The following is a 22,596-nucleotide window of genomic DNA, read 5'->3' as shown; positions in this document are numbered from 1 at the left end:
GCATGACGCTCCGTGGCGGAGATCCGGAGGAAATCGGGGGATACCCGCTCGAGGCACGTCTCGGTTCGGGTGGCATGGGCACGGTCTTCCTGGCGCGCACGGCGTCCGGCCGTCCCGTCGCGATCAAGCTGATCCACCAGCAGTTCGCGGACGACGACGAGTTCAGGATCCGCTTCCGGCAGGAGGTCGCCGCGGCCCGCCGGGTCAGCGGCGCCTTCACCGCGGCCGTCATCGACGCCGATCCCGAGGCCGAGCACCCCTGGATGGCGACCACGTTCATCGAGGGCCGCACCCTCGCCCAGCGCATCGCCGAGCAGGGTCCGATCGGCGGCGCCGAGCTGCGCAGGCTGGCCATCGGGCTCACCGAGGCGCTGCGCGACATCCACCGCGCCGGCGTCGTGCACCGGGACCTCAAACCGTCCAATGTGGTCCTCTCCCCCGAGGGCCCCCGGGTCATCGACTTCGGCATCTCGCGCGCCGCGGACCAGCAGACGCTGACGATGACGGGCCGGGTGATCGGCACGCCGCCGTTCATGTCGCCCGAGCAGTTGCAGACGCCGCGCGGTGTCGGGCCGCGCTCCGACGTCTTCTCGCTGGCCACGCTGCTGGTGTACGCGGCGACCGGGCAGGGGCCCTTCGACGCGGACAGCCCGTACATGACGGCGTATCAAGTCGTGCACGAGCCGCCGTCGCTGGGTGACGTGCCGGACGCCCTGCGGCAGGTGGTCGAGCCGTGTCTCGCGAAGGATCCCGAGGACCGGCCCTCCGCGGACGAACTTCTCGTACGGCTGCGGGATCTGCCGGCCGATCTCGGCGGTACGACGGATCCGGCCGCAGCCGCGGGCCCGCGCCGCACGCGGGAGACCGACACGCAGCACCATCTGTCGGCGGACGACGACACTCCGGCGCCCACTTCGGTGGCCGCTTCGGTGCCCACGGCTGTCCCGGACTCCACGGAGACCGGAACCGGGACAGGGACAGGGACAGGGACCGGGACCTTCCTCGGGCGTCGGCTGCGCCGTCGTTGGCGTCCCGCGCTGGCCGCCGCCCTCGCCGTCGCCGCCATCGGCGGCGGGGTCGCCGTGCTGCGGGCGGGCGACTCGGACGGGCCCAGCGCCGGGGACCAGGGCCGTGACATCGCGGCCGCCGGGGCGCGGCTGCCCGGCGGGTTCGAGCCGTGGCGCAAGACCGTGCCGGGCGGCCGGGCCGACATCCCGGACGAGCTGCGCTGCGAGGCACGCGGGGACGCGCTGTTCTGCGGGGGCGGCGGTGTCGTCGCCACGCGGATCAGGCTCTCCGACGGCTCCCGCGTCTGGACGGAGAAAAGCCCCGGCGTGCCCACGCAGGGCATGCACATGGTGGGAGTCACCGGCGACACCGTGCTCGGCTACCGCCTCGCCGCCCAGGACGACCCCGTCAACCCCGCCACCGAAGTGGTCGCCATCGACGCGGACAAGGGCAAGGAACTGTGGTCGGTGCCGTCCGGCGCCCAGTCGACGGCCGTGACGAACCGTACCCAGGACGCCGTGGTCGTCGGCTCGACCGTCGTGACGATCGACGCGTCCAACAGCCGGTTCGAGGCGCGGCAGGCGCACAGCGGAAAGGTCGCCTGGAAGCAGCCGTTCCCCGCCGGCAGGCAGTGCGCCCCGGTCACGGCGGGCACGCGGCTGTACGCGATGTGCGCGCCGCGCGCCGAGCTGGCCGCGACCGATGTGCGCCATCCGGACCTGCGCCTCGTCGACCTCGCGTCGGGGAGCCTCGGCAAGCCCGTCGCCGTCCGGGGGCCCGCCGTGCCGGTCGGTACCTCGGGCGGCAGCCTCGTCCTTCTGCACGAGCGTCGCGAAGGGCCCGCGCTGGTGGGCTACGACGGGGTGACGCGGGTGGGCCGGGACTCCGGCGGGGCCACGTACACGCGGCTCCCGAAGACGTACGACGGGACGCCCGGGATGGCGGACGGCACCGTCTTCGTGACCGGGCAGACCGGGCTCGTCACCGCGCTCGACCCGGCGACCGGCAGGAAGAAGTGGTCCCGGCAGACGGGCGTGGAGGGCCTGTCCGGGCCGGTGTCCGGGGACGGCAACGGCAACGGCAACGGCAACGGCAACGGGATGCTGTACTTCAGCTCGGCCAGCGGCCGCGTCGCCGCGCTCACCTCCCGCAAGGGCGTGCAGCGGTGGTCCACGAACCCGCGGGCCGACGGCCTCGCGGGCGAGGTGGGCGCAAGTCCGCGCGTGAGCGTCGAGGGAGGCGTGGTGGTCGTGGCGGCCGCCAAGAACACGGTGTTCGCCTTCGACGCGACGAAGCCGCCGAAGTCCGGCTGATACCGAACCCTGGCTGAACACGGGAGTCCGGCTGAACGCTGACGTCCGGCCGGACTCCGGGACCAGGGCCAGGACCAGGACCAGGGCCGGGTATCAGCAGCGCGGTGCCACGTACCCGCCGCTGCCCGTGCGGACGTACGTGTCCGAGACGTACCGGCCGCTGCCGATGCGGTCCCAGATCTTCGACGTGCCGGTCGGGCCCGTCACCGTCTCGCCCGGTTTCTGGCAGGCGATGGTGACGCGTGAACCCGCGCTGAGACGGCCGACCTTGCGGTACGACGTGCCCGGGCCGGAACGGACGTTGACGTCCGCGACGATCGCGTAGCTCCTCGCGGCCTGTGCCTTGACGGCCCCCTCCGGCCCGACGGGCTCGGCCGCCCCGACAGCCCCGACCGTCCCAACCGCCCCGTCCGCTTCCGGCGCCATGACGTTCTCGCTCACAGTGCTCTCCCCCCGTACACGAGGGCGCGGGCGCGCCCTCGGTGCATGTCTCACACCAAGGACGCGCCCGCGCCCCAAAAGGTTTCCGTGTGTCGGCCCCGTGCTCAGCCGAGCTTCGACACGTCCCGGACCGCGCCCTTGTCGGCGCTGGTCGCCATCGCCGCGTACGCGCGCAGGGCCGCGGAGACCTTGCGCTCGCGGGCCTTGGGCGCGTACACGCCGCCGAGCGCCGCGCGGCGGGCGGTCAGCTCCTCCTCGGGGACGAGGAGTTCGATCGAGCGGCCGGGGATGTCGATGCGGATGCGGTCGCCGTCCTCGACGAGCGCGATCGTGCCGCCGGCCGCCGCCTCGGGCGAGGCGTGGCCGATGGACAGACCCGACGTACCGCCGGAGAAGCGGCCGTCGGTGACCAGGGCGCAGGTCTTGCCGAGACCGCGGCCCTTCAGGAAGGAGGTCGGGTAGAGCATCTCCTGCATGCCGGGGCCGCCCTTGGGGCCCTCGTAGCGGATGACGACCACGTCGCCGTCCTTCACGACCTTGTTGAGGATCTTCTCGACGGCCTCTTCCTGTGAGTCGCAGACGACGGCAGGACCCTCGAAGGTCCAGATCGACTCGTCGACGCCCGCGGTCTTCACGACGCAGCCGTCCACGGCGATGTTGCCCTTGAGGACGCCGAGACCGCCGTCCTTGGAGTAGGCGTGCGCGACGTCGCGGATGCAGCCGCCCGCGGCGTCCGTGTCGAGGGTGTCCCAGCGCTCGGACTGCGAGAAGGCCTCGGCGGAGCGCTTGCAGCCGGGCGCCGCGTGCCACATCTCGTTCGCCTCCTCGGAGGCGGCGCCGGAGCGGATGTCCCAGGTGTCCAGCCACTCCTTGATGGACGGGGAGTGGACGGTGTGCACGTCCTCGTTGAGGAGGCCGCCGCGGTACAGCTCGCCGAGGATCGCGGGGATGCCGCCGGCGCGGTGCACGTCCTCCATGTAGTACGTCGTCGTGGGAGCGACGTTCGGCGCGACCTTGGCGAGGCAGGGGACGCGGCGCGAGACGGCGTCGATGTCGTTCAGGTCGTAGTCGACCTCGGCCTCGCGGGCCGCGGCGAGCAGGTGCAGGATCGTGTTCGTCGAGCCGCCCATGGCGATGTCGAGGGCCATGGCGTTCTCGAAGGCCGCGTGGGTGGCGATGTTGCGGGGCAGGACGGAGGCGTCGTCGCCGTCGTAGTACCGCTTGGTGATGTCGACGACCGTTTGCCCGGCCTTCTCGTACAGCGCCTTGCGGGCGGTGTGCGTGGCGAGGACCGAGCCGTTGCCCGGCAGGGAGAGGCCGATGGCCTCGGTCAGGCAGTTCATCGAGTTGGCGGTGAACATGCCGGAACAGGAGCCGCAGGTCGGGCAGGCGTTCTCCTCGATACGGAGGATGTCCTCGTCCGAGATGCTCTCGTCGACGGCGTCGCTGATCGCGTTGACCAGGTCGAGCTTGCGGACCGTGCCGTCGACCAGGGTGGCCTTGCCGGCCTCCATCGGGCCGCCGGAGACGAAGACCGTCGGGATGTTGAGGCGCAGGGCGGCCATCAGCATGCCGGGGGTGATCTTGTCGCAGTTGGAGATGCAGATCAGGGCGTCGGCGCAGTGGGCCTCGACCATGTACTCCACGGAGTCCGCGATCAGGTCGCGGGAGGGCAGCGAGTACAGCATGCCGCCGTGGCCCATCGCGATGCCGTCGTCCACGGCGATGGTGTTGAACTCGCGCGGGATGCCGCCCGCCTCGCGGATCGCGTCGGAGACGATGCGGCCGACCGGCTGCAGGTGCGTGTGGCCGGGGACGAACTCCGTGAAGGAGTTGGCCACGGCGATGATCGGCTTCCGCCCGATGTCGGCCCCGGGTACACCGGAGGCGCGCATAAGGGCGCGGGCGCCCGCCATGTTGCGGCCGTGGGTGACTGTGCGGGACCTGAGCTCGGGCATGGTCGCTCGCTCCTTCAGGGAATGGCAGGGATTTCCGGCGGTATACGGAGGGACAAGTCTGCCTTCGAGCGTACGCCGCGGCTCCAGGATCCGGACAGGGTGTCCGGATGGCGGGACGGCTGTCTCACGCGCCCCGTGCGTCCGTGCCGCCCTCACGCCCCCGTCAGATGCCCCTGCACCACCGGAGCCAGCCGCGCCACCAGCTGTTCCACGTCCGCCGAGGCCAGCGGCTCCACCTGGATCACGTACCGCAGCATCGCGACGCCCACCAGCTGCGCGGCCGCGAGCTCGGCTCGCAGTTCCGCGTCCGGCACGTCGAGGCGGCCCGCGATGCGCCCGAGGAGCTGGGTGGAGACGAGGCGCCGGAAGACCGCGGCGGCCGTTTCGTTGTCGACGGCCGAGCGCACGATGGCGAGCAGCGGGGCGCGCGTCGCGGGGTTCTCCCAGACGCCGAGGACGAACCGGGTGAGGCGCTCGCCGACCCCGTCGAGCGGCCCGTCGTCGATCGCGGCGGGAGCCTTCAGTGCCGGAGCGAAGGCGACCGTGATGGCCGCCTCGAAAACCTGCTCCTTCGTACCGAAGTAGTGGTGTACGAGTGCCGGGTCCACGCCCGCGGCCTTGGCGATGCCGCGTACGGACGTCTTCTCGTAGCCGCGTTCGGAGAATTCCTCGCGGGCCGCCCGCAGGATCTGGTCGCGCGTCGCGGGGCCGGTCTCCGTCTGCATACGGGACGGGCGTCCCCGGCGCCGCGGGGCGGTGGCCTCCGACGGCGCGCCGGAGGTCATGAGCGCGGCACCTTCACGGCGGAGGCCAGGTGCAGCCGGGTGAAGGCGAGGGCCTCGGCGAGGTCGGCCTCCCGTTCGGCGCTGGACATCGCGCGGCGCGTGTTGACCTCGATGACGACGTGTCCGTCGAAGCCGTTGACCGCGAGGCGTTCCAGGAGCTCGGCGCAGGGCTGCGTGCCGCGGCCCGGGACGAGGTGTTCGTCCTTGGCGGAGCCCTTGCCGTCGGCGAGGTGGACGTGGCCGAGCCGGTCCCCCATGCGGTCGACCATGTCCATCGCGTCGGTGCGGGCGGTCGCGGTGTGCGAGAGGTCGACGGTGAAGTGGCGGTAGTCGTCCTTGGTGACGTCCCAGTCGGGTGCGTACGCGAGCATCTCGCGGTCGCGGTAGCGCCAGGGGTACATGTTCTCGACGGCGAACCGGACGTCCGTCTCGTCGGCCATGCGCCAGATTCCGTCGACGAAGTCGCGGGCGTACTGCCGCTGCCAGCGGAACGGCGGGTGCACGACGACGGTCGACGCGTCGAGCTTCTCCGCGGCGGCCTTGGCGCGCTGCAGCTTGACCCACGGGTCCGTGGACCAGACGCGCTGCGTGATGAGCAGGCAGGGCGCGTGGACGGCGAGGATGGGGATCCGGTGGTAGTCGCTCAGTCTGCGCAGGGCCTCGATGTCCTGGCTGACGGGGTCGGTCCAGACCATGACCTCGACGCCGTCGTAGCCCAGGCGTGCGGCGATCTCGAAGGCCGTCGCCGTCGACTCCGGATAGACCGAGGCCGTCGACAGGGCGACCTTCGCATCCGGGATGCGCACCACTGGTTCTGCCACGAGGGACAGCGTACGGGCCGCGTCCGGGCGCCGGGGAGGTGGCCTCGTGCCGCCCTGGTCGGGGCCCGTGCGGTCGGCCGGTGCCCGGTCCGGCGTACCGTCCGGCGCCGTCCGGGCGCGCTTGCTGTCCGGCGTACCGTCCGGTGTCCGGTCCGGCCCGCTGTCCGGCGTCGGGTCCGGGTCAGGTCGCATGCCGTCGGCTCACGATGCGGGCAGGTGGTCGAGCTCGCGCAGGATCACGCCCTCGCGCAGCGCCCACGGGCAGATCTCCAGGGTTTCGACCCCGAAGAGGTCCATCGCGCCCTCCGCGACGAGCGCTCCGGCGAGCAGCTGTCCGGCCCGCCCTTCGGAGACGCCGGGCAGCTCGGAGCGCTCCTGCGTGGTCATCGCGGCGAGCCGCGGAACCCAGTCCTCCAGGGATTTGCGCTTCAGTTCGCGTTGTACGTAGAGACCGTCGGCCGAGCGTGCGGCGCCCGTGAGGCGGGCGAGCTGCTTGAACGTCTTCGACGTCGCCACGATGTGGTCGGGGGCGCCGAACCTGCTGAACTCGCCGACCGTCCGCGCGATCTGCGCACGCACGTGGCGGCGCAGTGCCTTCACGTCGGAGGGGTCCGGCGGGTCCGTCCGCAGCCAGGCGGCGGTGAGGCGGCCGGCGCCGAGCGGCAGGCTGGCCGCCGCGTCGGGCTCCTCGTCCATGCCGTACGCGATCTCCAGGGAGCCGCCGCCGATGTCGAGGACGAGGAGCTTGCCCGCGGACCAGCCGAACCAGCGCCGGGCGGCCAGGAACGTCAGCCTGGCCTCCTCCTCGCCGGTCAGGACCCGCAGGTCGACGCCGGTCTCGTCCTTGACCCTGGCGAGCACCGCGTCGGCGTTGCTCGCCTCGCGCACCGCGGAGGTGGCGAAGGGCAGGACTTCCTCCACGCCCTTGTCCTCGGCGGCCACCATCGCCTCGCGGACCACGGTCACCAGGCGGTCGACGCCCTCGGGGCCGATCGCACCGGCGGGATCGAGGAGTTGGGCCAGGCGCAGGTCGGCCTTGTGGGAGTGCGCGGGCAGCGGGCGCGCGCCGGGGTGGGCGTCGACCACGAGCAGATGCACCGTGTTCGACCCCACGTCGAGGACACCGAGTCTCATGTACGGAACGCTACGCCGGATGGGGCGTTCGGCTGGCCGCGGGCGGTCGGCCGCACGCATACCCTGGAGACGTGCCAAAGACGAAAAAGGCGAAGACCGACAAATCGAAGCCGGGGAAGCCGTCGACCCAGCAGGCCGCGTCGGAGAAGCCGACGAAGAAGGGGAAGCCGGAGAAGCCGGGAAAGGTAGCGAAGAAGGAGAAGCCGGGGAAGTCCGGGAAACCGGCGGAGGTGGCGCAGGCCGAGCCGGACGAGAAGGGGCTCGACTTCGCCCGTGCCTGGGTGGAGTTCCCTGATCCCGCGGACGACGAGCAGACGTTCCGCTGCGATCTGACATGGCTGACCTCTCGGTGGAACTGCATCTTCGGCAGTGGCTGCCAGGGCATCCAGCCGGGCCGCGCCGCCGATGGCTGCTGCACGCTGGGTGCCCACTTCTCCGACGATGACGACGAGAAGCGGGTCGCCGGGTACGTCGAGCGGCTGACGCCCGACATCTGGCAGCACCACGACGTGGGCCGGGAGACCGGCTGGGTCTCCACGGACGAGGACGGCGACCGCCAGACCCGTCCGTACAACGGCTCGTGCATCTTCCAGAACCGTCCCGGCTTCGAGGGCGGCGCCGGATGCTCGCTGCACATCCTGGCGCTGCGGGAGGGCCGCGAGCCGCTGGAGACGAAGCCGGACGTGTGCTGGCAGCTGCCGGTGCGCCGGACGTACGAGTGGATCGACCGGCCCGACGACACCCGCGTGCTGCAGGTGTCGATCGGTGAGTACGACCGGCGGGGCTGGGGTCCCGGCGGCCACGACCTGCACTGGTGGTGCACGTCGGCGACGTCGGCGCACGGCGCGGGCGATCCGGTGTACGTCTCCTACCGGCCCGAGCTGATCGAGCTGATGGGCAGGGAGGGGTACGACCGGCTCGTGGAGCTGTGCGAGGAGCGTCTGGCCTCCCAGCTTCCGCTGCTCGCGCCGCATCCGGCGGATCCCGTGGGGCGCTAGGGCCTGTGCCGTGCGTCGCGGGGCAGGCGGGACTTCCGGCACAGGCGCTGGGGCCTGTGGGGCGGGCAGCGCTTCCGGCACCGGCCCAGGGCCTGCCCTAGCCGGGTCCGCCACTGCCGTCGCCCTGCGGCGGTGATGTGTCGCCCGAGCCCGGGCCCGGGTCCGACGGGGTGGGGGTCGGGTCCGATGGGATCGGCGTGGGGTCGGTCGGCCCTGGATCGGAGGGGCCCGGGTCCGAAGGGCCGGGGTCGGAGGGGCCGGGGTCCGAGGGGCCCGGGTCGGACGGGCGGGGGTCCGTGGGCCGTGGGCCCGGTCCGGGGTGGGTCGGCGGTCGTCCGTCCCCGTATCCGTCGATGGCGATGATCGCGCCCGAGGGTGCGATCGAGACACGCGCGCGCCAGTGCCCGGCCGGCTCGCGGGTGTGGTCGACGTACACCTGGATGGTGACCGACCGGCCCGGCGCGAGCGTCCCCGACGAGCGGCTCAGGTAGAGCCACGGCGCGCTCTCGGCCGCCGACCAGTGGACCGGTGAACCACCGGACGCCGTCAGCGTGATGAGCGTCGTGTCGCCGCTGGGCTGTGCCTCCACGGTGAGGCGGCCCGGTCCTGTCGAGCCGGCCGAACCGCCGCTGATGACCTCCACGGAGACGTCGGGCGAGTGGCTGCCCTTGGTGAAGCGGGGCTCGGGGCCCTTGCGGGCGTTGCCCGCGTTCTCGTACCCGTCCCCCGGGCGGTCGCCGCCGAGGCCTCCGGCGCCGCCGTCCTCGCTCGCGGTGACCGAACGGCCGTCGTGGCCCTCGCCGGTGAGCGGCGCTCCCCGGTACGCGGCCCAGAGCGCGAGCACCGGGGCGGCCACCACGGTGGCGACGACGGTCGTCGTGACGGCACGCGCGCGGAAGCGGTCGCGGCGGGCCGCGTGGTCCTTGGGGTCCATCGGGAAACCGCGCCGGTCGTAGCGGGGGCTGCCGCCACGCGCGCGTGGGACGTGTGCCATCGCCCTGTGGAGCGCGGCCCGCGGGGCCTCGATCACGGGGAGCGCGGCCGGGCTGACGGCCGTGCCGGGCCAGGCGGTCGATCCGGCGCGCTCGGCGGTGCGGCGGCAGCGCGGGCAGTCGTCGACGTGCCGGACGAGCTCGCGACGCAGGGCGGTGCCGAGCAGGAGCTGGTTGTCGCCGGTGAGGCGGGCCACGATCGGGCAGCTGCCGGTCTCCACGACGGCGAGGGCCGCGCGGGTGCGCTCCACCTCGCAGGCGGCGGAGGCGAGCAGGCCGCGGGCCTTGGTGAGGTCCATGCCGAGGACGGCGGCGACCTGGGCGGGGGTGAGCTGGTGGCGGACGGCCAGCTCGAGGGCCTCGCGCTGCTCGGGAGTGGTGCCGGCGGCTTCGGGCCAGGCGAGCTGGGCGAGTTCGCGACGGCGTTGGCGGACGGTTTCCTCCGCGGTGGCGGAGGTGGGAGAAGCGGAGGAGGCCTCTGCGGTGGCGGAGGTGGGGGAAGCGGAGGAGGCCTCTGTGGGCCCGGAGCCCGTCGAGGTCCCCGAGGTCTTCCCGCCGTCGGCGCCGTCGGAGGAGGCTTTGGCCGCGCCCTGCGCGTGCCTGCCGCCGCCTTCCCGGTTGCGCTTCGCCTCGGCAAGTCGGCGCAGGCAGACCCAGCGGGCGAGGGCGTAGAGCCAGGTCTTCAGCTCGCTCTCGGCCGAGGGGCCGCGGGCGCCACGGCGGTCGGCGTGATGGAGCACGTCGCCCAGCGCCGCCGTCGCCGCGTCGTGGTCGCAGAGCACCGACAGGCAGTACGTGAACAGGCCGTCCAGACACGGTTCGTAGCGCCCGGGAGGCAGGGTCCGGGGTGCCGGGCGGGGCACCACGCGCTTGCGCGCATCACGGTGCGCCCGGTGTGCGCCGGTTGTGTTCGTGGGAGATTCCGGACTGCTGCTCATCACCCGTGCGAAGTTATGCGGATGATGCAGCTCGCTTCCTCCCCCTTGAGCACATTTAATCCTTACGGGTGAACAGATCCCTCAAAAGGGGACAGGAACCCCCGATTCCGTGGCCCCGGTTCGCACACGTGGCGGACGAGACGCCGACGCGGCGGCGTTGTCAGTGGCCTCGGCTACGGTTCGACCATGGCTGCCCGTACGAAATCCGCCAAGGACCGTCCGTCCTACCGCTGCACGGAGTGCGGCTGGCAGACGGCCAAGTGGCTCGGCCGCTGCCCCGAATGCCAGGCCTGGGGGACGGTCGAGGAGTACGGCGCGCCCGCGGTCCGCACGACCGCCCCCGGCCGCGTCACCTCCTCCGCCGTCCCGATCGGCGAGGTCGACGGGCGCCAGGCCACCGCGCGCTCCACCGGCGTGCCCGAGCTGGACCGTGTGCTCGGCGGCGGTCTGGTCCCCGGCGCCGTGGTGCTGCTCGCGGGCGAGCCGGGCGTCGGCAAGTCCACGCTGCTCCTGGACGTCGCGGCGAAGGCGGCGAGCGACGCGCACCGCACGCTCTACGTGACGGGTGAGGAGTCGGCGAGCCAGGTGCGGCTGCGCGCCGACCGCATCGGCGCCATCGACGACCACCTGTACCTGGCCGCCGAGACCGATCTCGCCGCCGTCCTCGGCCACTTGGACGCGGTCAAGCCCTCCCTCCTGATCCTCGACTCGGTCCAGACGGTCGCCTCCCCCGAGATCGACGGGGCGCCCGGCGGGATGGCGCAGGTCCGCGAGGTCGCGGGCGCGCTGATCCGCGCCTCCAAGGAGCGCGGCATGTCCACGCTCCTGGTCGGACACGTCACCAAGGACGGCGCCATCGCGGGCCCCCGCCTCCTGGAGCACCTCGTCGACGTGGTCCTGCAGTTCGAGGGCGACCGGCACGCGCGCCTGCGTCTGGTCCGAGGCGTCAAGAACCGGTACGGCACGACGGACGAGGTCGGCTGCTTCGAACTGCACGACGAGGGCATCACCGGACTCGCCGACCCCAGCGGCCTCTTCCTCACGCGCCGCGCCGAGCCCGTTCCCGGCACCTGTCTGACCGTCACCCTGGAGGGCCGCCGCCCCCTGGTGGCCGAAGTCCAGGCCCTCACCGTCGACTCGCAGATCCCCAGCCCCCGCCGCACCACGTCCGGCCTGGAGACCTCCCGCGTCTCGATGATGCTCGCCGTCCTGGAACAGCGCGGCCGGATCACCGCGCTCGGCAAGCGCGACATCTACAGCGCGACGGTCGGCGGCGTGAAGCTCTCCGAGCCCGCGGCGGACCTCGCCGTCGCCCTCGCCCTGGCCAGCGCCGCGAGTGACACTCCGCTGCCGAAGAACCTTGTCGCGATCGGCGAGGTGGGCCTGGCGGGCGAGGTCAGACGGGTCACGGGTGTCCAGCGCAGGCTGTCGGAGGCGCACCGCCTGGGCTTCACGCACGCGCTCGTACCGGCCGATCCAGGACGGATTCCGGCCGGTATGAAGGTCATCGAAGTCGCCGACATGGGGGACGCCCTCCGTGTCCTTCCGAGGTCGCGTCGCCGAGAGGCCCCACGGGAGGAGGAAGAGCGCCGGTAGACTTTGCCCTGGTCTCGCCCATCCGTACGAAGCAAGGTGCCGGCGAAGGCCTGGAGAACCTGCGACCGAGGGAGTGCAGTGGCAGCCAACGACCGGGCATCGGTTCCCGGCAAGCCGGGTTCGGGCTCCGGTGCCGATGCGCTGATGCGCGCCTCCCTGAGCGCCGTCGCGCCCGGGATGGCACTGCGGGACGGCCTTGAGCGCATCCTCCGCGGCAACACGGGTGGCCTGATCGTCCTCGGCTGGGACAAGACCGTCGAGTCGATGTGCACGGGCGGCTTCATCCTGGACGTCGAGTTCACGGCGACGCGGCTGCGTGAGCTGTGCAAGCTCGACGGCGGCATCGTCCTCGACAAGGACATCACCAAAATCCTCCGCGCGGGCGTGCAGCTCGTGCCGGATCCGACGATTCCCACGGAGGAGACCGGCACGCGGCACCGCACGGCGGACCGCGTGAGCAAGCAGGTCGGCTTCCCGGTGGTCTCCGTCTCCCAGTCCATGCGGCTGATCGCGCTGTACGTGGACGGTCAGCGGCGCGTCCTGGAGGACTCGGCCGCGATCCTGTCCCGCGCGAACCAGGCGCTGGCCACCCTCGAGCGGTACAAGCTCCGGCTCGACGAGGTCGCGGGCACGCTGTCGGCCCTGGAGATCGAGGATCTGGTGACGGTGCGGGACGTCACCGCTGTCGCCCAGCGCCTCGAAATGGTGCGCCGTATCGCGACGGAGATCGCCGAGTACGTGGTCGAGCTCGGCACGGACGGGCGTCTCCTCGCCCTCCAGCTGGACGAGTTGATCGCGGGCGTCGAGCCCGAGCGGGAGCTTGTCGTGCGGGACTACGTGCCCGAGCCCACGGCCAAGCGGTCGCGCACGGTCGACGAGGCGCTGGCCGAGCTGGACTCCCTCACGCACGCGGAGCTCCTCGAACTCCCCACGGTGGCGCGGGCCCTGGGTTACACGGGCTCCCCCGAGGCGCTGGACTCCGCGGTGTCCCCGCGGGGCTTCCGCCTCCTCGCCAAGGTCCCCCGTCTCCCCGGCGCGATCATCGACCGCCTGGTCGAGCACTTCGGCGGGCTCCAGAAGCTCCTCGCCGCGAGTGTGGACGACCTCCAGACGGTGGACGGCGTCGGCGAGGCACGGGCGAGGAGCGTGCGCGAGGGCCTGTCGCGCCTGGCGGAGTCGTCGATCCTCGAGCGGTACGTCTAGCCTTCGGCGGGCGGGCCCACTGTCACCGGGCGGGCCGCCCCCACGCCGGGAGCGGTGTGGGGGTCAGTCCTTTTCCAGGACGAAGGATGCCTGGGCCGTGCCGAGGCCGGGGGCCTTCGCCTCGACCAGGTACGTTCCCGGAGCCGCCGATCCCGCCGAAGGCGTCGCGCACTGGGGCTCACTGGCCCGCCGGTCCCACTGCACCGAGTGCGTGATCCGCCCCTCCGCCGGAACCCGCAGCAACAGGCTCCCGCTGCCCTCGGGGCAGTCCGCCGAGGACCAGAACTCGTCGTCCCCCGCGGCCTGAGTGATCGTCAGCACCGTGCCCTTGCCGCCGAGATCGACCTTGCACGCCTTGCCGCCGCTGTTCTCGGCGATCAGCTCGAACTTCGGCTTCTCATCGACCGCGTACCGGTTCTCGATGCTGCGCACCTTCAACTTGACGTCGCCGCCGGTGCAGTTGGGCAGCCGCGTACCGGCCGGGAGCCGGGCGCCCGAACCTCCGCCGCCCTTCGCGTCGTCACCGGAGCCGCCGCCACCGGTGCCCGCCGCGCCGCCGGAGCCGCCCGAACCGCCGGAGCCCGACCCGCCCGAACCGCCGGAGCCGCCCGAGCCGGAGCCGTCGCTCGACTCGTCCCGCCCGCCCGGGTGTTCACTGATCGCGGGGCCCGACCCGGTGGGGCCCGGAGTGATGGACGTGGCGGGGCCGTTGCCGCCCGGCCCGTCCGCGTTGTTGCCGCCGCCCCCGCCACCGGAGGTGACGATCCAGACGACGAGGAGCACCAGGAGGCCCAGTACGGACAGCAGAACGGCCCTCCGACGCCAGTAGATGGTGGAGGGAAGCGGCCCGACCGGATTGCGCAGAGATCCCACGCCCAAACCTTACGAGAGATCCGGTGCTTCTCCCGCCCCACCCGCCGCCTTGAGCGACAAAGTTTCCGGATCATCATCCCGGGACGCCTCTTCGACCCTGTCCATCGTCAGGTGCGTGACCGGACGATCGCCAGATGTGACGATTCGGCCGTACTACGTACCGTCCGTAATCATGGACACCATGACCGACGATCTCTACCGCGATATCACCGAGTTCGCCCACGACACGCCCTCGTGGTTCCAGCACCTCGCCGAGGTGTGGACGGAGCTCGGACTGCTGCTCTTCGGGGTGCTCTTCGTCGTCGCCTGGTGGCGTGCCAGGCGCGGGGACCCCCGCGCGCTGGCGGTCGCGGTGCTCGCTCCTCTCGCCACGGCGGTGGCGTACGTGTGCAGCGAACTGGCCAAGTCCGCGATCGACGAGGAGCGGCCGTGCCGGGCGGTGTCCGGCGCGCTGAGGCCGCTCGTCGAGTGCCCGCCGCACGGCGACTGGTCCTTCCCCAGCAACCACTCGACCATCGCGGGCGCCGCCGCCATCGGTCTCGCGCTGGCCTGGCCGCGCATCGCGGCGCTGACCGTGCCGATGGCCGTGCTCATGGCCTTCTCGCGGGTCTTCGTCGGTGTCCACTACCCGCACGACGTGGCGGTGGGTCTCGTCTTCGGCGCGGTGATCGTGTTCCTGCTCGTACGGATCATGACGCGTCCGGTGGCGCGGATCACGCTGGCGATGCGCGGGTCGTCCACGGGGATCGTGACGTGGTTCGCGGGCCCGGGTCCCGGCCGGGGCCGCGCCCGCATCCCGGCTCCCGCGCCCGCGCCCGCGCCGGCTCCTGCGCCGAGTCTCCAGCCGCCGGTCTACGACCCCGCCGCGTACGACCCGCCCACCATGACGATCCGCCGGGACGACACACAGCGGCCCCACTGACCCGAACGTCTCGTCCCGGGTCCGTCAGTCCGTCTCCGGTACGAGTTCCGCCTCGTACGCGACGATCGCCGCCTGAACGCGGTTCTTGACCCCGAGCCGGTCGAGGACCGCGCTCACGTACGCCTTGACCGTGCCCTCGACGAGATGCAGGCGCGCGGCGATCTCCGGGTTGGACAGGCCCGCGCCGACCAGGCCGAGCACCTCGCGTTCGCGCGGGGTGAGGGCCTCGACGCGGGCGCGGGCGGTGGCGCCGCGGCCCATGCGCCGGGCGCCGAAGCCGTCGATGACGTGCCGGGCGACCTTCGGCGAGAGGAAGGCGGCGCCGCCCGCCACGGCCCGTACGCCCGCGATGAGTTCGTGCGGGTCGCCGGATTTCAGCAGGAAGCCGGTGGCGCCGCCGGCGAGGGCCCGTGCGATGTACGCGTCCTCGGAGAACGTCGTCAGCATCGCCACCGCGGTGCCCGGCACCGTCCGTACGATCTCCTCCCCCGCGGTCAGGCCGTCCAGGAGCGGCATGCGGATGTCGAGCAGCGCCACGTCGGGCCGGTGGGCCTGTGCCAGCGCCACGGCCTCGCGCCCGTCGCCGGCCTCCGCGACGACCTCGACGTCCCGCCCCGCGGCGAGGATGGCGCGCACGCCGGCCCGGATCATGGCCTCGTCGTCGGCGAGGAGAACGCGGATGGCGGGGGCGCCGCCCGCCTCCGATCGCGCCTCGTCCGCCCTTGACCGCGCCTCGTCCGATCGCACCTCGTTCATCGCGCACGCTCCCTGTTCTGTTGGTCCTGTGCCGTCGGGATGACCGCCTTGTCCACGAGGCGGCCCTCCGCCCCGCCCTCGAAGCAGAGTCTGAAGTGGACGACGGAGGTGAAGAGTTCGCCGCTCGACCGGTAGTACGCGCAGTCGGCGTCCCGCGGCGGCGGGCTCGGGGCGCGTTCGAGGGGCGGGTCGGCGACGGTCCGGTCGGGGAGTACGCGCTCGACCTCGGCGCGGGACTCGCCGATGCGGAGGCGCGCGTAGTCGGCGGGGGCCAGGACGGAGTGCGTGCGGGTGTACGCGTACCAGGCGAAGGTGCCCCCGACGAGCAGGGCTCCCGTGGCGACGGCGGCGCCGAAGGCCAGGGCGGTGCGGCGGCGGGCTTCGGTGAGGCGGGGCGCGGCGGGCCGTGGGGCGACGCCTCGGTCGGGGAGGCGGGCGGTGACCCGGAAGCCGTCGCCGTGCGGGCCCGCTTCGAGTGTGCCGTCGAGGTCCGTGACGCGGGCGTGCAGGGCGCGGAGGCCGGAGCCGCCGCGTGACTCGGAGCCGCCGCGTGACGGGGAGTCGTCGCGTGACGGGGAGTCGTCGCGTGACTCGGAGCCGCCGCCCGGCGAGGAGCCGCCGCCCGGCGAGGAGCCGCCGCCCGGCGGGGATTCGCCGCCCGGCGAGGCGGGTGCCGAATGCTCGGTCTCGGTACGTCCGTTGGTGACGGTCACCGTCGTCGCGGAGCCGTCCCGCGTGACCGTGACGGTGACGTGCGCGCCCGGCGCGTGCTTCGCGGCGTTGGTCAGGGCCTCCTGGACGACACGGTGGACGGCCCCCTCGGTCAGCCCCCGGCGCGCCGGGTCACCCTTCGCCCGTGCCCCGGGGCGGTCCCCCTCATCGACGTACATGATGCGCAGCCCCGACGCCTCGGCGCGCGCGACGAGGGCCGCGACGCTCTCGCCTGCCGGGGCGAGCGGCGCCTGTTCGTCGCCCTTCTCGCGGAGCAGTCCGATGATCGTGTGCAACCTGTCGGTGGCCTGCGAGGCGGCCGCGCGAAGGTCGGCGGCGGCCTCGCGGTGCGGGTCCGGCAGGTCGGGGGCGACCTGGAGCGCCCCCGCCCGTACGGCGATCAGGCTCAGTTCGTGTCCCAGGGAGTCGTGCATGTCCTGGGCGATGCGGGCCCGTTCGCGCAGCCGGGCGCGGTCGGCGACGATGCGCTGCTCGCGCTCCAGCTGGTCGGCGCGGGCCCAGCCTGCGGCGGCCAGTTCGCGGCCCTGGCGCCAGTAGCGGCCCGCGAGCCAGGGGAAGACCGCGCCGAAGACGAGCGTCGCCATGAGGACGGCCCACTCGACGGTCGGGTCGACGTCGCGCGCGGCGATCTTGACGGTGCCGGCGACGGCGACGCCTCCGAAGCCGATGAGCGCGGTCCTCGCGCGGTCGGCGCGGCGGCCGAGGAGCAGGGCGAGGACGGCGAAGGCGGGACCGTAGGCGAGGGTGAAGAGGGAGGGGGCGGTGGCGAGGCCGAGGGCGGCGGCGAGGAGGAAGGCGGGGAGGGGGTGGGCCCGGCGGACGACGACGGCGACGGCGAGGACGGCGAGTCCGGTGAGCTGCTGTCCCACGGAGCGCGGTTCGTTGAGCCCCAGCCGGTCCACGCTCACGACGGGCACGGCAAGCGCCGTCCACAGCAGCACGTCCTTGGTGCGTGTGCCGACGCCTCTCCTCTTGCTCTTCCGCTTGCTCTTCCTCTTGCTCTTCCGCGCGCCCTGATCCACTTCCCCGACGCTACTGGCCGCTCGTGGGGATCGCCCCTGCCGATCGTCAGGTCATCGACGACGGGGACGGGCGCGGGGAGGGGTGCGGGGAGGGGTGCGGGGACGGGTGCGGGTGCCGGTGCGGGTGCCGGTGCGGGTTGTTCGTGGCTGGTCGCGCAGTTCCCCGCGCCCCTGACCCACCCTGCGCCCCGCCCCCCGGAAGCCGCCCCGCGCCCGCGGAAGCCGCCCCACGCCCGCACCCCCGGAAGCCGCCCCACGCCCGCACCTCCGGAAGTCGCCCCGTGCCCACACCCCCGAAGTCACCCCGCGCCCGTGCTGCCCCCCCCAGGCGGTGGCCTCCTCCTCGGGAGCGGTCGGGGGGCGGCTGGACCGGCGAAACCCGCACCGCGAGCCGCGCGGTTGTCCCGCGTGTCGGCGAGCCCGTGGCAGGATCGGACGTGCCATGACTGCGCCCACGAAGCCCCTGCCGAACAGCCCCGTCCCCGGGGACGCCCCCGAGCCCGCAGGCGAGTCCCTGCACCGTCCCGTCATCGCGTGGTTCGACACGCATGCCCGTGATCTGCCGTGGCGTCGTGAGGACGCCGGGCCGTGGGGCGTGATGGTCAGTGAGTTCATGCTCCAGCAGACGCCCGTCAGCCGCGTCCTGCCCGTGTACGAGCAGTGGCTGGCCCGCTGGCCCCGCCCCGCCGACCTCGCCAAGGAGGCGCCGGGTGAGGCCGTCCGCGCCTGGGGGCGGCTCGGGTATCCGCGTCGCGCCCTGCGGCTGCACGGCGCGGCCGTCGCCATAACGGAACGGCACGGCGGCGACGTACCGCGGCAGCACGCCCAGCTGCTCGCGCTGCCCGGCATCGGGGAGTACACGGCGGCGGCCGTGGCCTCGTTCGCGTACGGGCAGCGGCATGCCGTGCTCGACACCAATGTGCGCCGCGTCTTCGCGCGGGCCGTGACCGGTGTGCAGTACCCGCCGAACGCGACGACCGCCGCCGAGCGCAAGCTCGCCCGTGCCCTCCTGCCCGAGGACGAGGAGACCGCGTCCCGCTGGGCGGCCGCCTCCATGGAGCTGGGCGCCCTGGTCTGCACGGCGAAGAACGAGGACTGCACGCAGTGCCCGATCGCCGCGCAGTGCGCCTGGCGTACGGCGGGGAAGCCCGCGCACGAGGGCCCGGCCCGCCGCGGTCAGACGTACGCGGGAACGGACCGGCAGGTGCGGGGCAAGCTGCTCGCCGTGCTGCGCGAGGCCGTGGCGCCCGTCCCGCAGGCCGTGCTCGACCGGGTGTGGGACGAGCCGGTGCAGCGGGCCCGCGCGCTGGACGGTCTCGTCGCGGACGGTCTCGTGGAGCCGCTGCCGGACGGTTTGTACCGGCTACCCCTGACCTGACCGCCTTTGGCCCGGTTAATGCAAGATTATCCGGCCTGTCCGCCTTCGACCCGATGGCCGTGACGCCTGGGGCCCTGGTAAACGCAGGTATTTACTCGGGCCCTACTTCTGTTACACAACCTACGTACAGCCGTGCGTCCGCCGCTGGCTGCTCCGCACAACCTCGTGACAACCCCTCCGTAGCTTCTTACCTGTACCGCACAGCAGGGACGGCGGTCGGCAATGGGACGGAACGGAGGCGGTTTGATATGGCGCACGGCGAGGTGCTCGAGTTCGAAGAGTACGTCCGCACTCGGCAGGATGCTCTGCTGCGCAGTGCCCGGCGCCTGGTCCCGGACCCCGTGGACGCCCAGGACCTGCTGCAGACCGCTCTCGTGCGGACGTACGGCCGCTGGGACGGCATAGCCGACAAGCGGCTCGCGGACGCCTACCTGCGCCGCGTCATGATCAACACCCGTACGGAGTGGTGGCGCGCCCGCAAGCTCGACGAGGTGCCCACCGAGCAGCTGCCCGACGCGAGCGTGGAAGACTCCACGGAGCAGCACGCGGACCGCGCGCTGCTGATGGACATCATGAAGGTGCTCGCACCCAAGCAGCGCAGCGTGGTCGTGCTGCGACACTGGGAGCAGATGTCCACAGAGGAGACGGCCGCCGCCCTCGGCATGTCGGCCGGAACGGTCAAGAGCACGCTGCACCGGGCGCTCGCCAGGCTCCGTCAGGAGCTGGAGAGCCGTGACCTGGACGCGCGCGCGCTCGAACGTGAGGAGCGGGAGAGTTGCGCGGCCTAGGCCCTCGGGCCGGACACAGCGTGCAGGCGGTGAGCGCGGCGACGGCCGGGTTCGCCGCCCTCGGCCTTTTGCTCTCCGCCTGTTCGACGGGCGGATCCGGTGCGCGTGACGAGGGCCCGGCCCGCAGCGAGCCCGTCGTGTCCACCGCGCCGTCCCCCTCGCCCTCGGCGTCCGTGCCGGCGAAGAAGATCGACGCGGTGCGGCTGGTCAAGGATGACCCGAAGGTCAGCCCGTCGATCAAGCGGGACCTGAAGCCGTGCGTGGGGAAGACGTACCCGGTCGACGTGTCGTACGGGGACCTGACCGGGGGATCCGCCTCAGATGTTGTGGTGAACGTGCTGACCTGCGGTGATGCTGTGGGGATCGGCAGTTACGTCTATCGCGCCCAGGGCGATAAGTACGAGAATGTCTTCCAGGCCGAGGAGCCCGCCTCCGTCTACGCCGAGATCGACCGGGGCGCCCTGGTCGTGACGAAGCAGTTGTACGAGTCGGGCGACTCGGTGGCCTATCCCTCCGGCGAGGAAGTGATCACGTACCGCTGGTCGGCGAACCGTTTCACGGAGTCGGGGCGTACGCGCAACGACTTCGGAAACGCGGTGGGTGACGGGCCGACCGAGCCGTCCGTCGACTGACGCGGCCCTCCGACCGCACGCCTGTGACGCACCCGACGCACCTGACGCACCGAAAAGGACTGAGAGCACCCGATGGCAGAGCAGACCCACGTCCTGTTCGTCGAGGACGACGACGTCATCCGTGAGGCCACCCAGCTCGCCCTGGAGCGCGACGGTTTCGCCGTGACCGCCATGCCGGACGGCCTCGCGGGCCTGGAGGCCTTCCGCGCCGACCAGCCGGACATCGCGCTGCTCGACGTGATGGTGCCCGGCATGGACGGCGTCTCGCTGTGCCGCCGCATCCGCGAGGAGTCGACCGTCCCGGTGATCATGCTGTCCGCCCGTGCCGACTCCATCGACGTGGTGCTCGGCCTGGAGGCGGGCGCCGACGACTACGTGACCAAGCCGTTCGACGGCGCCGTCCTGGTCGCCCGCATCCGCGCCGTCCTGCGCCGCTTCGGGCACGCGAGCGGTCCCGGTTCGGCGGGCTCCCATCAGGAGGACGGCGGTGCGGAGGACGGCGGGGTGCTGACCTTCGGCGACCTGGAGATCGACACGGTCGGCATGGAGGTGCACCGGGGCGGGGCGCCGGTGGCGCTGACGCCGACCGAGATGCGCCTGCTGCTCGAATTCTCGTCCGCGCCCGGCACGGTCCTCTCCCGCGACAAGCTCCTGGAGCGCGTGTGGGACTACGGCTGGGGCGGCGACACCCGCGTCGTCGACGTCCACGTGCAGCGGCTGCGCACGAAGGTGGGCCAGGACCGCATCGAGACGGTCCGCGGCTTCGGTTACAAGCTCAAGGCGTGAGCGGGACTCGTGCCGCAACCGGCAACGATCAGGAAACTCAGGGGACGTCGCATATGAACGGGGGGCGCAGGGCGGCCGGGCGTGTCCGCGAGGTGTTCCGGTCCGGCGGGACCTTCCGGCCGGACGGGGTCTTCCGGTCCGGCGGGCGGCCGCGCGGCGGCGTACAGCTGCGCACCGGCGTGCGCTGGAAGATCGCCGCCGCGATCGCCCTGGTCGGCGCGCTCGTCGCGATCGCACTGAGCCTGGTCGTGCACAACGCCGCGCGTGTCTCGATGCTCGACAACGCGCGCGACGTGCAGGACGAGCGCATCCAGTTCGCGCTGCGCCTCTATTCCTCCCCGTCCCAGCGCCAGACGCTGCAGTTCGGCACGAAGGTCGACGACCCCGAGCTGCCGCAGGAGCTGCGGCAGAAGGTCCTCACCGGCCGCCGCGCCACCTACGTCGACGAGAAACCCGACGGCGTGCCCGACATCTGGGCCGCCGTGCCGCTCGCCGACGGGCACGTCCTTTCGCTGCACTCCCGCTTCACCGACCGCAGCGCCACCGTGATGAAGGACCTCGACCAGGCGCTCGTCATCGGTTCGATCGCGGTCGTCTTCGGCGGCTGCGCCCTCGGCGTGCTGATCGGCGGACAGCTGTCGCGGCGCCTGCGCAAGGCCGCGACGGCGGCGAGCGAGGTCGCCCAGGGACAGACGAACGTGAGCGTCCGCGACGCGATCGGCGGGGTCGTGAAGGACGAGACCGACGACGTGGCGAGCGCCGTGGACGCCATGGCCGACGCCCTCAAGCAGCGCCTGGAGGCCGAGCGGCGGGTGACCGCGGACATCGCGCACGAGCTGCGCACACCGGTGACCGGACTCCTTACGGCCGCCGAGCTGCTGCCGCCGGGCCGTCCGACCGAGCTCGTCAGGGACCGCGCGCAGGCGATGCGCACGCTCGTCGAGGACGTGCTCGAAGTGGCCCGTCTGGACTCCGCCGCCGAGCGGGCCGAGCTGCAGGACATCACGCTGGGCGAGTTCGTGTCCCGGCGCATGGCCGTCCTGAGCACGGACGTGACGGTGACGGTGGTGCACGAGTCGGAGGTCACCACCGATCCGCGCCGTCTGGAGCGCATCCTCGGCAACCTCGTCGCCAACGCGGCCAAGCACGGCAAGCCGCCCATCGAGGTCAGCGTCGAGGGCCGTGTGGTCCGGGTGCGCGACCACGGTCCCGGCTTCCCCGAGGCGCTCCTGGACGAGGGTCCGAGCCGTTTCCGCACGGGCAGCGCCGACCGCGCCGGCCACGGGCACGGCCTCGGTCTGACGATCGCGGCGGGTCAGGCGCGGGTGCTCGGCGCCCGGCTCACCTTCCGCAACGTACGCCCCGCGGGCGCGGCTCCCGGGGTGCCCTCCGAGGGTGCGGTCGCGGTGCTGTGGCTGCCGGAGCACGCGCCCACGAACACGGGCAGCTATCCGGTGCTGAAGCTGCCCGACAACCTCTGACGGTCACGGCTTACCGCTTACTGCTTACCGCTTACGGCG

Annotated in this window: 19 protein-coding genes; 10 read left to right on the top strand and 9 right to left on the bottom strand. The window is 72.8% G+C overall.

What is annotated here, in order from left to right:
• The first annotated feature begins 2 nt into the window (after positions 1 to 2).
• Positions 3 to 2,321: a protein kinase domain-containing protein gene (locus AC07DO_RS14765; protein ID WP_479059692.1), complete on the top strand. Its 2,319-nt coding sequence runs from the start codon at positions 3 to 5 to the stop codon at positions 2,319 to 2,321.
• 93 nt (positions 2,322 to 2,414) lie between these two features.
• On the opposite strand, the gene AC07DO_RS14760 is transcribed toward AC07DO_RS14765, so the two are convergent.
• The 5 genes from AC07DO_RS14760 to AC07DO_RS14740 all read right to left on the bottom strand — a co-directional run bounded on the left by AC07DO_RS14760 (position 2,415) and on the right by AC07DO_RS14740 (position 7,460).
• On the bottom strand, positions 2,415 to 2,762 hold the full coding sequence (locus AC07DO_RS14760; RefSeq protein WP_479059690.1) for an SH3 domain-containing protein: 348 nt from the start codon (positions 2,760 to 2,762) through the stop codon (positions 2,415 to 2,417).
• 104 nt (positions 2,763 to 2,866) lie between these two features.
• Positions 2,867 to 4,720: a dihydroxy-acid dehydratase gene (ilvD, locus tag AC07DO_RS14755; protein ID WP_479059688.1), complete on the bottom strand. Its 1,854-nt coding sequence runs from the start codon at positions 4,718 to 4,720 to the stop codon at positions 2,867 to 2,869.
• A 152-nt stretch (positions 4,721 to 4,872) separates the two neighbouring features.
• Positions 4,873 to 5,505, bottom strand: a complete 633-nt coding sequence (locus tag AC07DO_RS14750) for a TetR/AcrR family transcriptional regulator (RefSeq protein WP_479059686.1) — start codon at positions 5,503 to 5,505, stop codon at positions 4,873 to 4,875.
• Positions 5,502 to 6,326, bottom strand: a complete 825-nt coding sequence (locus AC07DO_RS14745) for a sugar phosphate isomerase/epimerase family protein (RefSeq protein ID WP_479059684.1) — start codon at positions 6,324 to 6,326, stop codon at positions 5,502 to 5,504. Before AC07DO_RS14745 ends, AC07DO_RS14750 begins: the two co-directional genes overlap by 4 nt.
• A gap of 201 nt (positions 6,327 to 6,527) precedes the next feature.
• Positions 6,528 to 7,460 carry a Ppx/GppA family phosphatase gene (locus AC07DO_RS14740; RefSeq protein WP_479059683.1) on the bottom strand — a complete coding sequence of 311 codons (933 nt, stop codon included), beginning with the start codon at positions 7,458 to 7,460 and terminating at the stop codon, positions 6,528 to 6,530.
• Positions 7,461 to 7,531: 71 nt separating this feature from the next.
• Between AC07DO_RS14740 and AC07DO_RS14735 the strand changes: the two genes are divergently transcribed.
• The gene (locus tag AC07DO_RS14735; protein WP_479059681.1) at positions 7,532 to 8,458 is read left to right on the top strand and encodes a DUF3109 family protein; all 927 of its coding nucleotides are present in this window, start codon (positions 7,532 to 7,534) and stop codon (positions 8,456 to 8,458) included.
• Between the two features lie 97 nt (positions 8,459 to 8,555).
• Here AC07DO_RS14735 and AC07DO_RS14730 read toward each other — a convergent pair whose 3' ends face one another.
• Entirely contained in the window at positions 8,556 to 10,388 is a 1,833-nt protein-coding gene (locus AC07DO_RS14730) for a BACON domain-containing protein (RefSeq protein WP_479059679.1), read from the bottom strand.
• Between the two features lie 186 nt (positions 10,389 to 10,574).
• On the opposite strand from AC07DO_RS14730, the gene radA reads away from it, so the two are divergent.
• On the top strand, positions 10,575 to 11,984 hold the full coding sequence (gene radA, locus AC07DO_RS14725; protein ID WP_479059678.1) for a DNA repair protein RadA: 1,410 nt from the start codon (positions 10,575 to 10,577) through the stop codon (positions 11,982 to 11,984).
• Between the two features lie 78 nt (positions 11,985 to 12,062).
• Complete coding sequence (disA, locus tag AC07DO_RS14720) at positions 12,063 to 13,187, top strand: DNA integrity scanning diadenylate cyclase DisA (protein WP_479059676.1); 1,125 nt, start codon at positions 12,063 to 12,065, stop codon at positions 13,185 to 13,187.
• A 63-nt stretch (positions 13,188 to 13,250) separates the two neighbouring features.
• Here the strand turns inward: disA and AC07DO_RS14715 are convergent, their stop codons facing one another.
• Positions 13,251 to 14,060, bottom strand: coding sequence for a hypothetical protein (locus AC07DO_RS14715; protein WP_479059675.1), 810 nt, complete (start codon positions 14,058 to 14,060; stop codon positions 13,251 to 13,253).
• A gap of 172 nt (positions 14,061 to 14,232) precedes the next feature.
• On the opposite strand from AC07DO_RS14715, the gene AC07DO_RS14710 reads away from it, so the two are divergent.
• Positions 14,233 to 14,982: a phosphatase PAP2 family protein gene (locus AC07DO_RS14710; RefSeq protein ID WP_479059673.1), complete on the top strand. Its 750-nt coding sequence runs from the start codon at positions 14,233 to 14,235 to the stop codon at positions 14,980 to 14,982.
• 24 nt (positions 14,983 to 15,006) lie between these two features.
• Here AC07DO_RS14710 and AC07DO_RS14705 read toward each other — a convergent pair whose 3' ends face one another.
• Together AC07DO_RS14705 and AC07DO_RS14700 are read right to left on the bottom strand one after the other, a co-directional pair.
• Complete coding sequence (locus tag AC07DO_RS14705) at positions 15,007 to 15,633, bottom strand: response regulator (protein WP_479059749.1); 627 nt, start codon at positions 15,631 to 15,633, stop codon at positions 15,007 to 15,009.
• A 101-nt stretch (positions 15,634 to 15,734) separates the two neighbouring features.
• The gene (locus AC07DO_RS14700) at positions 15,735 to 17,492 is read right to left on the bottom strand and encodes a sensor histidine kinase (protein ID WP_479059672.1); all 1,758 of its coding nucleotides are present in this window, start codon (positions 17,490 to 17,492) and stop codon (positions 15,735 to 15,737) included.
• 442 nt (positions 17,493 to 17,934) lie between these two features.
• Here AC07DO_RS14700 and AC07DO_RS14695 point away from each other — a divergent pair, with 442 nt between their 5' ends.
• The 5 genes from AC07DO_RS14695 (at position 17,935) to cseC (ending at position 22,557) form a co-directional block, all read left to right on the top strand.
• Positions 17,935 to 18,870: an HhH-GPD family protein gene (locus tag AC07DO_RS14695; protein WP_479059670.1), complete on the top strand. Its 936-nt coding sequence runs from the start codon at positions 17,935 to 17,937 to the stop codon at positions 18,868 to 18,870.
• A 248-nt stretch (positions 18,871 to 19,118) separates the two neighbouring features.
• Positions 19,119 to 19,658 (top strand): SigE family RNA polymerase sigma factor, encoded by a 540-nt coding sequence (locus AC07DO_RS14690; RefSeq protein WP_479059668.1) that lies wholly within the window; start codon positions 19,119 to 19,121, stop codon positions 19,656 to 19,658.
• Positions 19,659 to 19,687: 29 nt separating this feature from the next.
• Positions 19,688 to 20,290: a hypothetical protein gene (locus AC07DO_RS14685; RefSeq protein ID WP_479059666.1), complete on the top strand. Its 603-nt coding sequence runs from the start codon at positions 19,688 to 19,690 to the stop codon at positions 20,288 to 20,290.
• A 72-nt stretch (positions 20,291 to 20,362) separates the two neighbouring features.
• Positions 20,363 to 21,076 (top strand): two-component system response regulator CseB, encoded by a 714-nt coding sequence (gene cseB / locus AC07DO_RS14680; RefSeq protein WP_479059665.1) that lies wholly within the window; start codon positions 20,363 to 20,365, stop codon positions 21,074 to 21,076.
• Positions 21,077 to 21,129: 53 nt separating this feature from the next.
• Entirely contained in the window at positions 21,130 to 22,557 is a 1,428-nt protein-coding gene (cseC, locus tag AC07DO_RS14675; protein ID WP_479059664.1) for a two-component system sensor histidine kinase CseC, read from the top strand.
• Positions 22,558 to 22,596 lie beyond the last annotated feature (39 nt).

The organism is Streptomyces sp. NPDC045678 (assembly GCF_056432085.1).
This window is presented reverse-complemented; position numbering and strand designations above follow the sequence as displayed.